General features: G+C 68.3%; 8 protein-coding genes and 1 pseudogene. 5 read left to right on the forward strand and 4 right to left on the reverse strand.

Annotated elements, in window-relative coordinates:
• Positions 1–31: 31 nt before the first annotated feature.
• Entirely contained in the window at positions 32–1198 is a 1167-nt protein-coding gene (gene argJ / locus B1A87_RS10880) for a bifunctional glutamate N-acetyltransferase/amino-acid acetyltransferase ArgJ (protein WP_078026479.1), read from the reverse strand.
• Positions 1195–2226, reverse strand: coding sequence for an N-acetyl-gamma-glutamyl-phosphate reductase (gene argC, locus B1A87_RS10885; RefSeq protein WP_078026478.1), 1032 nt, complete (start codon positions 2224–2226; stop codon positions 1195–1197). The genes argJ and argC overlap by 4 nt, the downstream gene beginning before the upstream one ends.
• A 202-nt stretch (positions 2227–2428) precedes the next feature.
• Between argC and B1A87_RS10890 the strand changes: the two genes are divergently transcribed.
• From B1A87_RS10890 to B1A87_RS10905, 4 genes and pseudogenes are all read left to right on the forward strand, one after another.
• Positions 2429–3517 carry an acyl-CoA desaturase gene (locus B1A87_RS10890; RefSeq protein ID WP_078026507.1) on the forward strand — a complete coding sequence of 363 codons (1089 nt, stop codon included), beginning with the start codon at positions 2429–2431 and terminating at the stop codon, positions 3515–3517.
• A gap of 136 nt (positions 3518–3653) precedes the next feature.
• Positions 3654–4619: a quinone oxidoreductase gene (locus tag B1A87_RS10895; protein ID WP_078026477.1), complete on the forward strand. Its 966-nt coding sequence runs from the start codon at positions 3654–3656 to the stop codon at positions 4617–4619.
• Between the two features lie 81 nt (positions 4620–4700).
• A pseudogene (locus tag B1A87_RS10900) lies at positions 4701–8719 on the forward strand (Pls/PosA family non-ribosomal peptide synthetase).
• 56 nt (positions 8720–8775) lie between these two features.
• Complete coding sequence (locus B1A87_RS10905; protein WP_078026476.1) at positions 8776–10131, forward strand: M1 family metallopeptidase; 1356 nt, start codon at positions 8776–8778, stop codon at positions 10129–10131.
• 121 nt (positions 10132–10252) lie between these two features.
• On the opposite strand, the gene pheT is transcribed toward B1A87_RS10905, so the two are convergent.
• Together pheT and pheS are read right to left on the reverse strand one after the other, a co-directional pair.
• Positions 10253–12796 carry a phenylalanine--tRNA ligase subunit beta gene (gene pheT, locus B1A87_RS10910; protein ID WP_078026475.1) on the reverse strand — a complete coding sequence of 848 codons (2544 nt, stop codon included), beginning with the start codon at positions 12794–12796 and terminating at the stop codon, positions 10253–10255.
• A 2-nt stretch (positions 12797–12798) separates the two neighbouring features.
• Positions 12799–13860 (reverse strand): phenylalanine--tRNA ligase subunit alpha, encoded by a 1062-nt coding sequence (pheS, locus tag B1A87_RS10915; RefSeq protein ID WP_078026474.1) that lies wholly within the window; start codon positions 13858–13860, stop codon positions 12799–12801.
• 251 nt (positions 13861–14111) lie between these two features.
• Between pheS and B1A87_RS10920 the strand changes: the two genes are divergently transcribed.
• Positions 14112–14579: a hypothetical protein gene (locus B1A87_RS10920; protein WP_078026473.1), complete on the forward strand. Its 468-nt coding sequence runs from the start codon at positions 14112–14114 to the stop codon at positions 14577–14579.
• Positions 14580–14585 lie beyond the last annotated feature (6 nt).

Consider the following 14585-nt stretch of genomic DNA (forward strand, 5'->3'; position numbering starts at 1 on the left):
GCGGGCTGTTCTCCAGGGATGGCTGGTGGATCTAGCTTGAGTAGGCGCTGTTCTCGTGGACGTACTCGTGCGTGAGGTCGTTGGTCCAGACGGTGGCTTCCGCGCCGCCGGCCTGGAGGTCGATCTCCACCAGCACTTCCCTCGGCTCCAGGTCCACGAGTTTCCGGTCCTGGCCGATGCTGCCGTTCTGGCAGATCTGGATGCCGTTCATGGAGACGTTCAGCTCGTCGGGTTCGAAGACGGCGTCCGTGGTTCCGACCGCGGACAGGACACGTCCCCAGTTCGGGTCCTTGCCGAAGATGGCGGCCTTGAAGAGGTTGGACCGGGCCACGGCGCGGCTGACAATTTCGGCGTCCCGTTCGCTGGCCGCGTTGAACGTGCGGATGGCGATGTCGTGGCTTGCGCCTTCGGCGTCGCCGATCAGCTTGCGGGCCAGCTCGGCGCACACGCCGGTGAGGCCCTCGCCGAATGCCTCGGCGGACGGCACGGCACCGGAGGCACCGGAGGCCATCAGGACCACGGTGTCGTTGGTGGACATGCAGCCGTCCGAGTCCGCCCGGTCGAAGGTGACGCGCGTGGCGTCGCGGAGGACGACGTCGAGCATTTCCGGCTGGACGTCGGCGTCGGTGGTGAGGACCACCAGCATGGTGGCAAGGCCGGGCGCGAGCATGCCGGCGCCCTTGGCGATGCCGCCGATGGTGAATTCATTGCCTTCGGCGTCCACGCCGGTGAAGACTGCCTGCTTCGGCACCGTGTCCGTGGTCATGATGGCCGTCGCGGCGTCCGTTCCGCCGTCCGCGCTGAGCGCGGCAGCGGCGGCGTCGATCCCCGGGACGATCTTGTCCATGGGCAGCTGCTCGCCGATCAGTCCGGTGGAACAGACGAAGACGTCCGTGGCTGAAATGCCGAGGACCTCGGCGGTTTTCTCTGCCGTGGTGTGGGTGTTCTGGAAGCCCTGCGGTCCGGTGCAGGCGTTGGCTCCGCCGGAGTTCAGGATGACGGCGTCCACGCGGCCGTCCGAGACCACCTGGCGGGACCAGTGGACGGGGGCGGCGGCCACGCGGTTGGACGTGAAGACGGCTGCGGCCGCCTGCGACGGGCCGTCGTTGACCACGAGTGCGAGGTCCGGGTTTCCGGAGGCTTTGAGGCCGGCCTTGACGCCCGCGGCGCGGAATCCCTTGGGGGCGGTAACGGTCACGGGGCAACTCCCTGCAGGTTGAGGCCGGCGGTCTCCGCCAGGCCGAGGGCAATGTTCATGGACTGCACGGCGCCGCCGGCGGTCCCTTTCGTGAGGTTGTCGATGGCGCACGTGACGATGACGCGGCCAGCGTGTTCGTCGAAGGCCAGCTGCATGGCAGCGTGGTTGGACCCCTGGACCGACTTCGTGGAGGGCCACTGGCCTTCCGGAAGCAGGTGCACGAACGGTTCGTCGTCGTAGGCCTCGGCCCAGGCGCTGCGCAGTTGTTCGGCCGTCACTCCGGGCTTGACCCGGGCCGTGGCGGTGGTGAGGATGCCGCGGCTCATGGGGGCGAGCGTGGGCGTGAAGGACACCGTCACGGGCTCCCCCGCTGCGTTGCCGAGCCCCTGCTCGATTTCGGGCGTATGCCGGTGGCCGCCGCCCACGCCGTACGGGCTCATTGAGCCCATGACCTCGGCGCCGATCAGGTTCACCTTGGCGGCCTTCCCGGCCCCCGACGTGCCCGAGGCGGCGACGATGACGACGTCCTCGACCTGGAGCAGCCCAGCGGCGAACCCGGGGGTGAGCGCCAGCAGCGCCGACGTCGGATAGCAGCCGGGCACGGCGATCCGGGTGGCGCCTTTGAGTTTCTCGCGCTGGCCGGGGAGCTCCGGCAGACCGTAGGGCCAGGTGCCGGCGTGCGCGGAGCCGTAGAACTTCTCCCACGCTGCGGCGTCTTCCAGCCGGTGGTCCGCTCCGGCGTCGATCACCACGGTGCCTTCGGGCAGCTGCGCTGCTATCTCCGCCGAGGCGCCATGCGGCAGCGCCAGGAACACGACGTCGTGCCCGGACAGGTTGTCCACCGTGGTGTCTTCAAGAATCCTGCTTGCCAGGCCATGGAGATGGGGCTGCAGTTCGCCTAGTCTGGAACCGGCGTTGCTGTGCGCGGTGATGGCACCGATGGTGACGTCGGGATGACCGGCCAGGAGGCGGAGCACTTCGCCGCCGGCGTAGCCGCTAGCGCCGGAAACGGCAACAGAAATAGTCATGGGAACGACTATACAGCAAGACTATGCATAGGTTCCGATATTTATGCACTGCGTTGGTGCGCCCGGAATCGTCCCGCGCTCCGGGTTTCCCGAAACATTGGACTACTACGCCCGGCGTATGCTTGAGAGAGGGTAATCCAGACCGCTGCGGGCCGAATGTCGGCTGCAGCGTTGCCCGTAACAGTTACGAGGCATGCAGTTCATGACCCCCTCCCTCACTTCAGAACGCCCGCAGTCCCGGGTCCGGCAATCCAATGCGGTTGTCTTGAGCTACTCAGAACTCCTCAAGACCGTTAAGGCCGAGGGCCTCCTCGAGCGACGCGTCGGTTTCTACATCACGGTCTTCTCCGTCCTGGTGCTCCTGATGACGGCCACCTGGTTCGGTTTCGCGCTCATCGGTGACAGCTGGTTTCAGCTCCTCATCGCCGCCGCCCTGGGCATCCTGTGCACCCAGCTGAGCTTCCTGGCCCACGAGGCCGGGCACCGCCAGATCTTCGCCTCCCGGCGTGCCAACGATTGGGCGGCCAGGCTGCTCGCCACTTCCGTGGCCGGCATGAGCTATTCCTGGTGGGAGCAGAAGCATGGCGCCCACCACAACCACCCGAACGTCATTTCCAAGGACCCCGACATCGCCCCCGGACCGATCGCTTTCCACACCGAAGCGGTTGAAGCCCGGCAGGGACGGTTCTCCTTCCTGACGCGCAAGCAGGGCTGGTTCTTCTTCCCGCTGCTGTTCCTGGTCGGCCTCGGCCTGCAGATCGATTCGGTCAAGTTCATCTTCCGCCGCGCCCAGGTCACGCACCGCTGGGTTGAATTGCCCATCCTCCTGGCCAGGCTCAGCGTCCTGCCGGTCCTCACCTTCACCTTCCTGCCGTGGGGCATGGCCCTGGCGTTCATCGGCGTCCAGCTCGCCGTCTTCGGTTTCTACATGGGCGCTTCTTTCGCCCCGAACCACAAGGGCATGCCCGTTCTGCCCGCGGACAGCCGCGTGGACTTCTTCAGCCGCCAGGTCCTGACGTCCCGGAACATCTCCGGCGGCCGCTTCATGGACATTCTGCTTGGCGGCCTCAACCGCCAGGCCGAGCACCACCTCTTCCCCGACATGGCCCGCCCGCAGCTGGATAAGGCCGCCGTGATCGTCCGGGAGTTCTGCGCCAAGCACCAGGTCCCGTACACGGAGACCACGCTGCTGCAGTCCTACGGCATCATCGTCCGCTACCTTAATGACGTAGGGCTCTCCGCCGGTCGCCACTTCGAATGCCCCATGGCCACCGTCACCCGGCGCTACTGACCGACACGGCAGGACCTGCGGCGCGCCGTTGCACGCCGACCAGCAGGCGGTCCGACTTCACCCTTCAGCACCCCGGTCCCTAGGATGAAGTGAGGATCAGGTGCCGGAGGTCCGGCGCCGGAAAAGGAGACATTCAATGACACACGCCATCGTTGCCCCACAGCCGGGCGGGCCGGAAGTCCTGGATCTCACGGAAGTGGAACGCCCCGTTCCTGGCCCCGGCCAGGTCCTGCTCAAGGTTGCGGCAACCGGCGTCAACTTCATTGACACGTACCAGCGGAACGGCACGTATAACGTGCCGTTCCCGTTCGTTCCCGGCTCCGAGGCCTCGGGAACGGTCGAGGAAATCGGCGAGGGCGTCACCGCCGTCGCCGTCGGGGACAGGGTGGCCACGGCCGAAGGCTCCAGGTGCTACGCGCGCTACACCGTCCTGGATGCCAGCAAGGCCCTCCCGGTCCCGGACGGAGTGGACGACCTCACCGCCGCGGCGCTGCCGCTGCAGGGCATGACCGCGCATTACCTCATCAACTCCTCCTTCCGGGTGGAACCCGGCCACACCGTCCTGACGCATGCCGGAGCCGGCGGCGTCGGCCTCCTCCTGATCCAGTTGCTCAAAGCCAAGGGGGCGCGGGTCATCACCACCGTTTCTACCGACGAGAAGGAAGCGCTCGCCTTGGAGGCCGGCGCCGACCATGTGCTCCGCTACCACGGCTTCCCGCACCAGGTCAGGGAGCTGACGGACGGGACCGGCGTGCACGTGGTGTACGACGGCGTGGGAAGGGACACGTTCGACGGGTCACTGTCCTGCCTGCGCACCAGGGGTTCCCTGGTCCTGTTTGGTGCCGCCTCCGGTCCGGTGCCGCCGTTTGATCCGCAGCGGCTCAACGCGGGCGGATCGCTGACCCTGACCCGGCCCTCGCTCGCGCATTTCCTGCTCAACGAGCAGGAGCGGCGCTGGCGCGCCAGCGAGGTCTTCGCCGCCGCAGCCAGCGGAGACCTGAAGGTCCGCATCGGTGCCACGTATCCGCTGGCCGAGGCCCGGCGCGCCCATGAGGACCTCGAGGGCCGCCGCACCACCGGCAAGGTCCTGCTGGTTCCCTAAGCGGCTACCCGCCGCCGGCGCCGGTGAACACCAGGCAAACCGCGACACCTTCCGTTCATGTTGCCGGGAAAGAATCACCCTGTGAATGACCAGCTACCGCAGACCACCGGCACCACTCCCACTGATGAGGCGCCGGCCGCCGTCGTGCACGCCCCGCAGCTGCCCGGTGGCGCCGCGGGCCGCCGGAGCGCACGCTGCGGCGGCGCCGCCGGAGCGCACGCTGCTGGACATCCTGACCGATTCCGCCAGCCGTTTTCCCGACGCATCGGCGCTGGACGACGGCCACCAGTCCCTGAGCTATTCGCAGCTCATGGCAGAGGTTCGGGCCGCCGGCCGCCGGCTGCATCTGGCCGGCCTCGGCGCGGGCGACAGGATCGGCGTCAGGATCCCCTCCGGCACGAATGAGCTCTACATCTCCATCCTGGCCGTCATGCTGGTCGGCGCGGCCTATGTCCCGGTCGACGCCGACGATCCCGACGAGCGCGCCAAGCTGGTGTTTGGTGAGGCTGGCGTGTCGGGGATCCTGCGGGCCCACGGGGACATCGTCACCGACAAGAATCGTCCCCGGCCGTACCCCGGGCCGCGCACCGCACGGCCCGACGACGACGCCTGGGTCATCTTCACGTCCGGTTCCACGGGGACGCCCAAGGGAGTGGCCGTCCCGCACCGTTCCGCGGCGGCCTTCGTGGACGCCGAAGCCAGGATCTTCCTGCAGGATGAACCCGTGGGGCCGCAGGACCGTGTGCTCGCCGGCCTGTCCGTGGCCTTCGACGCGTCGTGCGAAGAGATGTGGCTGGCCTGGCGCCATGGCGCGTGCCTCGTGCCGGCTCCCCGCGCGCTGGTCCGCACGGGGATGGACCTGGGGCCGTGGCTCATCAGCCACGGCATCACCGTTGTCTCAACGGTGCCCACCCTCGCGGCCCTGTGGCCGGCCGAGTCCCTCGAAAGTGTCCGGCTGCTGATTTTCGGCGGCGAAGCGTGCCCGCCGGAACTCGCCGAACGCCTCGCCGTGGAGGGCCGCGAGGTCTGGAACACCTACGGCCCCACCGAGGCGACCGTCGTTGCCTGCGCCGCGCCCCTGGGCGGCAGCGGTCCGGTCAGGATCGGCCTGCCCCTCGACGGCTGGGACCTCGCCGTGGTTGATGCCAGCGGCGTTCCCGTAGCCGAAGGGGAAATCGGCGAACTCATCATCGGCGGCGTCGGCCTGGCCCGCTACCTCGACCCTCTCAAGGACGCGGAGAAGTACGCCCCCATGCCCTCGCTGGGCTGGCGCCGCGCCTACCGCTCCGGCGACCTCGTCCGCTACGAACAGGCCGGCCTGATTTTCATGGGACGTGCCGACGAACAGGTCAAGCTCGGCGGCCGCCGGATCGAACTCGGCGAGATCGACGCCGCCCTGCAGTCCCTACCGGGCGTGGCAGGTGCAGCCGCCGCGGTCCGCACCACCGCCGCCGGCAACCAGGTCCTCGTGGGATACCTGGCACCCGCAGGGGACGCCGCACTGGACCTGGTGGCATCCAGGGAGCAGCTCCTCGCCACGCTGCCCGCACCTCTCATCCCGATGCTGACCGTCGTCGAAAGCCTGCCCACGAAAACCAGCGGAAAAGTGGACCGGCATGCACTCCCGTGGCCCCTCCAAGGGGTCGGAGCGGCGGACGCCGCGGCCGCGCCGCTGAACCTGCCGGACGACGCCCAATGGATTGTTGACCAGTGGCAGGCAGTCCTTGGCAGCGCCGTGGCAAGCCTCGACGCAGACTTCTTCGCCCACGGCGGCGGCTCGCTGGCGGCAGCCCAGCTCGTCTCGGCCCTCCGTGTCCGCTATCCCACCATCACGGTGGCGGACATCTACGCCACCCCGCGCGTCGGCGCCCTGATCGACGCCGCCCGGCAGTCCCTGCCCGAAGGCGCCGCCGCGGGGCCCGCACCGGACCGGCCGGTGCGGCCCACGGCCCTAAAGTCCCAGGTCTTCCAGACCCTCATGGGCATCCCGCTGCACATCCTCGTAGGCATGCGCTGGCTCACCTACCTCATGGCCGCCAACAACCTGCTCGCCGCGTTCGCGGGCTTTGCCGCCGCTCCCACGTTGTCCTGGTGGTGGGTTGCGGTGTCCTGGCTCGTCTTCGTGAGCCCGCCCGGCCGGATGGCCATCTCGGTGGCAGCGGCGCGGGTGTTGCTCCGTGGCGTCGTGCCCGGGATGTATCCCCGTTCCGGCAGGGTGCATCTGCGGCTCTGGCTCGCCGAGCAGATCCAGGACCTCGCAAGCGCCATCAGCCTGGCCAGCGCTCCGTGGGTTCCCCACTACGCAAGGGCGTTGGGAGCCAAGATCGGCAACAACGTCCACGCTGTCTCTTATACACATCTAGATGTGTATAAGAGACACCGGATTCCTCGCCCTGGGCAGCGGCAGCAACATCGAACCCGAGGTGGACCTGTCCGGGTGGTGGATCGACGGCGACATCGTGCATATCGGCCGGGTGCACGTCGGGCCGGCGCCACGGTCGGCGCCCGCAGCACGCTGTCTCTTATCCACATCTAGATGTGTATAAGAGACAGCCCAGGTGGAGCCGGGCTCGGCGGTCCTGGGCAAGGTCAAGGCCGGGCAGGTCGTGGCCGGCTCCCCCGCCGAACGCCGCGGCAAGGCCAAACAGGACTGGCCGGATGTCCAGCCGGTCGGCTCGCTCATCGGCCGGCTCTGGTTCGCCGCCTTCGCCGCCGCCTCCGCAGTCCTTGCCATGATTCCCTACGCCTCAGCGGTGTCGGCCGCACTGGTGGTTTTCCTGTTTATCAGGGGAAGCGAATCCCTGGTGGGTGCGTGGCCGCAGCTGCTGGCGTCGCTGCCGCTGGCTTCCCTCACCTGGTTCCTGGTCAATGCCCTGCTGATTCTGGGCACCACGCGCCTGCTGGGCACGGGCCTCCAGGAAGGCTACTACCGCGTCCGGAGCCGCATCGGCTGGCAGGTATGGGCCACCGAACGCGTCCTGGACCTGGCCCGCGACCTGCTGTTCCCGATCTACGCCAGCCTTTTCACTCCGGTCTGGCTGAGGCTGCTGGGAGCCAAGATCGGCAAGAATGTGGAGGCCTCCACCGTCCTCCTGCTGCCGAAGATGACCACGGTGGGCGAGGGCGCCTTCCTGGCCGATGACACGATGGTGGCCTCCTACGAACTGGGCGGCGGCTGGATGCGGATCGCTCCTGCCAAGATCGGAAAGCGTTCCTTCCTGGGCAACTCGGGGATGACCGCGGCGGGACGCAACGTTCCGAAGTATTCTTTGGTTGCAGTCCTGTCCGCCACGCCCAGCAAGGCGAAGTCCGGCACCTCGTGGCTGGGCAGCCCGCCGGTCAGGCTTCGGCGGACGGCGGTGGCGTCCGATGACACCAGGACGTTCCAGCCGCCGTTCGGGCTCAAGGTGGCCAGGACCCTTTGGGAACTGTGCCGCTTCGTGCCGGTGATGCTGACCGTTGCCCTGGCCCTGGCGGTCATGGTCACGTTTGACTGGCTGGCAGCCATGTTCAACTACGGCGCCGCGGCCGCACTCGGCGGCCTGGTCATCCTGCTCGTCGGCGGCGTGGCGGCCGGAAGCGCCGTGGCCGCCAAATGGCTGCTGGTGGGCAGGATCAAGGCCGGCGAGCACCCGCTGTGGAGCTCATTCATCTGGCGCAACGAAGTGGTGGACACGTTCATTGAGATGGTCAGCGCGCCCTGGTTCGCCAGGTCTGCCAGCGGAACGCCTGCCCTTGTCTGGTGGCTGCGGGCCCTCGGCGCCAGGATCGGCCGCGGCACGTGGTGTGAAAGCTATTGGCTGCCGGAGGCCGACCTGGTGACCCTTGGCGCCAGCTCAACGGTCAACCGTGGCTGCGTGGTCCAGACCCACCTTTTCCACGACCGCATCATGAGCATTGACACTGTTACGCTCGAAGACGGGGCAACGATGGGCCCGCACGGCGTCATTCTGCCGCAGGCGCGGATGGGCAAGGGCGCCACCGTGGGTCCGGCGTCCCTGGTCATGCGGGGCGAGACCGTTCCTGCAGGGACCTACTGGATGGGCAACCCGGTGAGCCCCTGGACGGGGCCTTCGGTTCCGGCCCCCCGCCTGAAATAATGGCCAGCCGGGATACCCGGACGGTCCCGACGACAGCTTGAGTGAGGCACCCGTTTATGAGTCCCGCAGAATCCCCCGGCCCGGCGGTCCTGCCTGTGCCCGGCGCCGCCGGCACCAGCGACCCCTACGTTCCGGGGCACGGGACGGATGCCTACCGCGTGGTGCGCTACGAACTGGACCTTGACTACAAACTCGCCAGCAACCGCCTGAACGGCCGCGCAGTGCTGCATGCCGTCGCCGCCCGGCGGACGTCCGCCGTCGTCCTCGACATGACCGGCCTCCGGGCCCTGAAAATCCAGCTAAACGGCGCGCGGGTGCGCCGGTTCGCCCAGCGGGCCGAGCAGCTCGTGGTGCACTGCGAGCAGGTCCTGGACGCGGGAGCGGATTTCACCCTGGACATCCGCTACGAGGGAAATCCGGCGCCCCGCAAGGGCCTCTGGGGCGAAGTGGGCTGGGAGGAGCTCACCGACGGCGTGCTCGTCGCGGGCCAGCCCAACGGCGCGCCGTCGTGGTTCCCCTGCAACGACCACCCGCGCAATAAAGCGAGCTACCGCATCTCTGTCACCACCGACGCCGGGTACCGCGCCGTATGCAACGGCCTGCTCGTGGGCCACACCACCAGGTCGAGCCGGCAGACCTGGGTCTACGAACAGGCAGAGCCCATGGCCACGTACCTGGCCACGGTTCAGATCGGCCGGTACGAGCTTCTGACGTTGCCGGCGTCCGGCGGGGTGGCCCAGTTCGCCGCCGTCCCGCCGACGCTCACGCATTCCGCCTTGGCAGGGCTGACCCGCCAGGCCGACATGATGCGCACCTTTGTCAGTTGCTTTGGCCCCTATCCGTTTCCCGAGTACACGGTGGTGGTGACGGATGACGCCCTGGAAATCCCCCTCGAGGCGCAGTCCCTGTCCATCCTGGGCCGCAACCATCTCGGCTCCGAATGGGAGTCCCAGCGCCTCATCGCGCACGAACTGTCCCACCAGTGGTTCGGAAATTCCCTGACGGCGAGCACCTGGAGCGACATCTGGCTGCACGAGGGATTTGCCTGCTACGCGGAATGGATCTGGTCGGAGGAAGCCGCCATCATGCCCGTGCAGAACCGGGCCGCGGCCGCCTGGCGGCGCCTCAGCACCAGCCCCCAGGACCTGCTGGTGGGAGACCCGGGCCCCGAACTAATGTTCGATGACAGGGTCTACAAGCGCGGTGCGCTGGCGCTTCACGCGCTCCGCCTGGCCTGCGGGGACATGGCTTTCTTCGCGCTGCTCCAGGAGTGGACCCGGACCAAGAGCCACGGCTCCGTGTCCACCGCCGAATTCATCCTGACCGCCGATCACGTGACGGGCCTGGACTCGGAAGCCCTCCTGCACCCCTGGCTGTATGAAGAGGCGCTTCCGGCCATGCCGGGGAGCTGACGCCGCGGTCCAGCAGCAAATTCGTCGGCGGGACCGCCCGGGAAAGCACGGAAGACCACGCCGGCGGGCGTGGTCTTCCATGGTTTTCAAGCCGGCAGTTCCCGGTCCGGTTGTGCTGGGCCTAGCGCTGTACCGCACCGAACCGCGAGGCGGCCAGGGCAACGGCGTGCTCCCGGGCAGCGGAGGCCTCGTCGGCAGTCAGCGTCCGGTCCGCGGCGCGGAACCGGAGCCCGAACGCCAACGACTTCTTGCCTTCTTCGATGCCCTTGCCCGCGTACACGTCGAAAAGCGCCACGTCTTCCAGCAGCTCGCCGGCTCCCTCGCGCAGCGCGGCCAGCACGTCGTCCGCCGGAACCTCCTGCGGCACTACGAGCGCCACGTCCTGGGTGGCCACCGGGAAGGTGGAAATGTGGCGGGCCACAATGACGTCGGCCGCGGCCTCGAACAGCGCGTCGGCGTTGATTTCCAGCGCCACGGACCGCGCCGGCATGTCGTGCGCGGCCAGGAGCTTCGGATGCAGCTCACCGGCGTATCCCACCACCTCGCCGGTACGCAGTGAAAGCTGCGCGGCCCGGCCCGGGTGGAAGGCCTGGTGATGTCCCTGGCTCACCACAATCTCAACGCCGAGCACGTCGCCGGCCTGGCGGGCAATGTCGAGTGCATCCGCCCAGTCCCATGCCCTGGGCGTGTGGCCCGCGGCGGCGGGCGAATCGTGGCCGGTCAGCACGGCGGCGATGTGCAGCGGCTGGTCCGGAACGCCGTCGTACAGTGCGTCCAGCACCTCGTCGGAGGGCTTGGCGCCGAGCGGCGGAATGCTGGCCGTGCCCAGGGTATCGCCGGGCAGGAACACGAGGCCGGCTTCGAAGAGCGCCAGGTCGCGGAACCCGCGGGAATGGTTGCGTTTGGCCACCTCGATGAGGCCCGGCAGCACCGAAGTGCGCAGGTAGCCGTGCTCCTCGCTGATCGGGTTGGCGAGCTTGACCGCAGTCCTGGGCTCGCCCGCCCCGGCCACGCCGAACGTGTCGTTGGCAGCCTTCGATACGAACGGATAGGACAGGACCTCGGTCAGCCCGGCATCCGCCAGCGCCTGGACCAGGCGGCGGCGCTGCTGCTGCACGCGGGTCAGGCCCCGGCCGGGAGGCGCCACGGGCAGCGTGGCCGGGATCTTGTCGTACCCCACCAGGCGGGCGATCTCCTCGGAGAGGTCCTCCTTGGTTTCCAGGTCGTTCCGCCAGCTCGGGGCAGCGACTGACCAGCCGCCGTCGTTCTTTTCGACGACGGCACCGAGGTCCTCAAGGCACGTGACGATCTGCTCTTCGGTGAAGTCAAGGCCGATGCGCGTGGCGGGGAACTCCGCGGGCAGGGCGATCGTGACGGCGTCGGGAGCGGTTCCGACGTCGGTACCCGCCTCATCCGCCGTCCCGCCGGCCAGCTCGACGAGGAGGTCGACGGCGCGCTGCGCGGCGATGTTGGCCACCTGCCAGTCCACGCCGCGCTCGAAGCGCTTGGAGGCCTCCGAGGGCAGCTTGTGGCGCCGGCGTGAGCGGGCGATGGACACTTCCTCGAAGTGGGCTGCCTCGATCAGGACGGTGGAGGTGGCATCCGATACTTCGGTGGACGCGCCGCCCATGACGCCCGCGACGCCGATGGGGCCGGAGGCGTCCGTGATCAGGAGGTCCTCGGGGTCCAGCGCGCGCTCCTTGCCGTCAAGGGTGGTGAGCTTCTCCCCCGCGACGGCGCGCCGGACCACAATATCCCCGGACAGCTTGTCCTGGTCATAGAAGTGCAGCGGCTGGCCAAGTTCGAGCATCACGTAGTTGGAGATGTCCACGGGCAGCGAGATGGAGCGGATACCGGCCAGGCGAAGGCGTGCGGACATCCACGGCGGAGTGGCCCGAGTGGCGTCCACGCCGCGGACGGTGCGGGCGACGAACCGGTCGCAGCCGGGCTTGCCGTAGATGGGCGCGTCGTCGTTGATCTTGACGCCGTAGCCGCCGGACAGTGTTGCCGGCGCCTGCACCTTCGACGCCGGGTCAGTGAAGACCGTGCCGGTGGCGTGGGCGTATTCGCGGGCCACGCCGCGGATCGAGAAGGCGTAACCGCGGTCCGGCGTGACGTTGATCTCGGCGGCCTGGTCGTAGAGGCCCAGCAGTTCCATGGCGTCGGCGCCGATTTCCGGATCCAGCCCGATCCGGGAGAGCACCAGGATGCCGTCGTGGTCCTCGCCTATGCCCAGTTCGCGGACGGAGGCGATCATGCCGGCGGACAGGTGTCCGTAGGTCTTGCGTGCCGAGATGTGGAAGTCGCCAGGCAGGACGGCGCCCGGAAGCGTGACCACCACCTTGTCCCCTTCCACGAAGTTGTGGGCACCGCAGATGATGCCCTGCACGCCGGAGGGGTCGATGCCCTCGCCGGCCAGGGTCTGCTCCCGGCCTTCGGGGACAACGCGGACCTGGCACCAGTTGATGGTCTTGCCGTTGGTCTGCGGTTCCTTGACCAGGCTCAGGACCTGGCCCACGACGACGGGGCCTTTGAGGCCGTCCGTGGGACGGTGGACCGCTTCTTCTTCAAAGCCGACCTTGACGAGCTCCGCCATGACGTCTTCGGCCGTCGCTCCGGCCGGTACCTGCGCGAATTCGCGCAGCCAGGAAAGGGGAATACGCACTGTTAGATCTCCATCCCGAAGTGCTCGCTGAAACGTACATCGCCTTCGATCATGTCGCGCATGTCGCCGACCTCGTTGCGGAACATGAGCGTGCGCTCGATGCCCATGCCGAAGGCAAAACCTGAATAGACATCCGGATCGATGCCCGCGGCGCGCAGCACGTTGGGGTTGACCATGCCACAGCCGCCCCATTCGATCCAGCGCGGGCCGCCCTTGGCGCCCGGGTGCCAGATGTCCAGTTCCGCGGACGGCTCGGTGAACGGGAAGTAGTTGGGACGGAGCCGGATCTGGGCTTCGTCGCCGAACATTTGCCGGGCGAAGTGCTCCAGCGTCCCGCGGAGGTCCGCCATGCTGAGCTTCTTGTCGATGGCCAGGCCCTCGAACTGGTGGAAGACCGGGGTGTGCGTGGCGTCGAGTTCATCGGTGCGGAACACCTTGCCGGGGCACAGCACGTAGATGGGCAGCTCGCGTTCCAGCATGGACCGGACCTGCACCGGGGAGGTGTGGGTGCGCATCAGCAGGTGGGCTTCCGGCGGCTCCACGAAGAAGGTGTCCTGCATTTCGCGAGCGGGGTGATCCGGCTTGAAGTTCAGTGCGTCGAAGTTGAACCACTCGGACTCGACTTCGGGACCCTCGGCGATTTCCCAGCCCATGCCCACGAAGATGTCCGCGACGCGGTCCTGGAGCGTGGAGAGGGGGTGGCGGGCTCCGGCGCGGCGGCGGCGCGGTGCGGCCGTCACGTCCACGGTTTCCTCGACCAGGATGCGGGCATCGTTTTCAGCCTCGAGCTCGGCGGTGCGTTCGGCGAGCGCTTTGTTGACGCGCCCGCGGGAGGAACCCATGATCTTGCCGGCGGCGGCCTTCTGGTCTTTGGGAAGGCCGCCGATCTCCCGGTTGGCCAGGCTCAGCGGCGATTTCTCACCGGTGTGGGCCAGGCGGACAGCCTTGAGTTCATCGAGCGTGGAGGCACCGGCAATGGCGGTGATGGCCTGGTCTACGGCGGCGGCGATGGCGGCTTCATCCAGAGGGTTCGGGATGGCAGCGCCCGGCAAAGTTTCAGTCATCTACTGTTCTTAGCTACGAGTCGGGTGATGCCAATGGCCGGTGCTGCTGTGCCGGTTCCCCGGCGGCGCGTCCGTCACTGGCACGTCATTGCATGAAGTCATCCCTGACGTCACCCAATGACAAGGGCAGGCTCGCCGGCGGTGGCCGGCAGGCACTGTTCCCAGTCTAATTGACGGGGCCCGGCTGCCCGAACGCGGCGCCCGGCACCGCAGCCATGTTTACCGCGAGCGCCTGCCGCTAGCATGGCCTCATGACCCCGGGACAGCGGCTGCGGCAACTCGCGAACGTGCTGAATGGCTCCACGCCGCTTGGGCTGCTGCTGGCCACGCTGGCGCGAACCAGGACGGTGGGCGGTCCGCGCGGCCTGGTGATCGCCACCGGTTACCGGTGGAGGCTGCCCTTCGCGGGGGCATTTACGGTGGGCAACGTGGTCATCTACTGCGCCGGCCCGGACGCAGCCTTGGCCAACCCGGCCCTCCTGCAGCATGAGGAACGGCACAGCACGCAGTACGCGTGGTGCCTGGGTGCTCCATTCCTCGTGTTCTACTTCCTGGCCGCCGCCTGGTCCAGGCTGCGGACCGGCGATCCGGCGTCGGGGAACCTCTTTGAACGCCGGGCCGGACTGGAAGCCGGCGGCTACCCGGATCGCAGGCGGCCCCGGCCGCCGCGGCGAACCGGCCGAACGTCCGGCGGCAACGCCGGCGGAACGGGGGCCTGAGTGGGT

The sequence above is a fragment of the Arthrobacter sp. KBS0703 genome, assembly GCF_002008315.2.
In the GTDB taxonomy this organism is placed as follows: domain Bacteria; phylum Actinomycetota; class Actinomycetes; order Actinomycetales; family Micrococcaceae; genus Arthrobacter.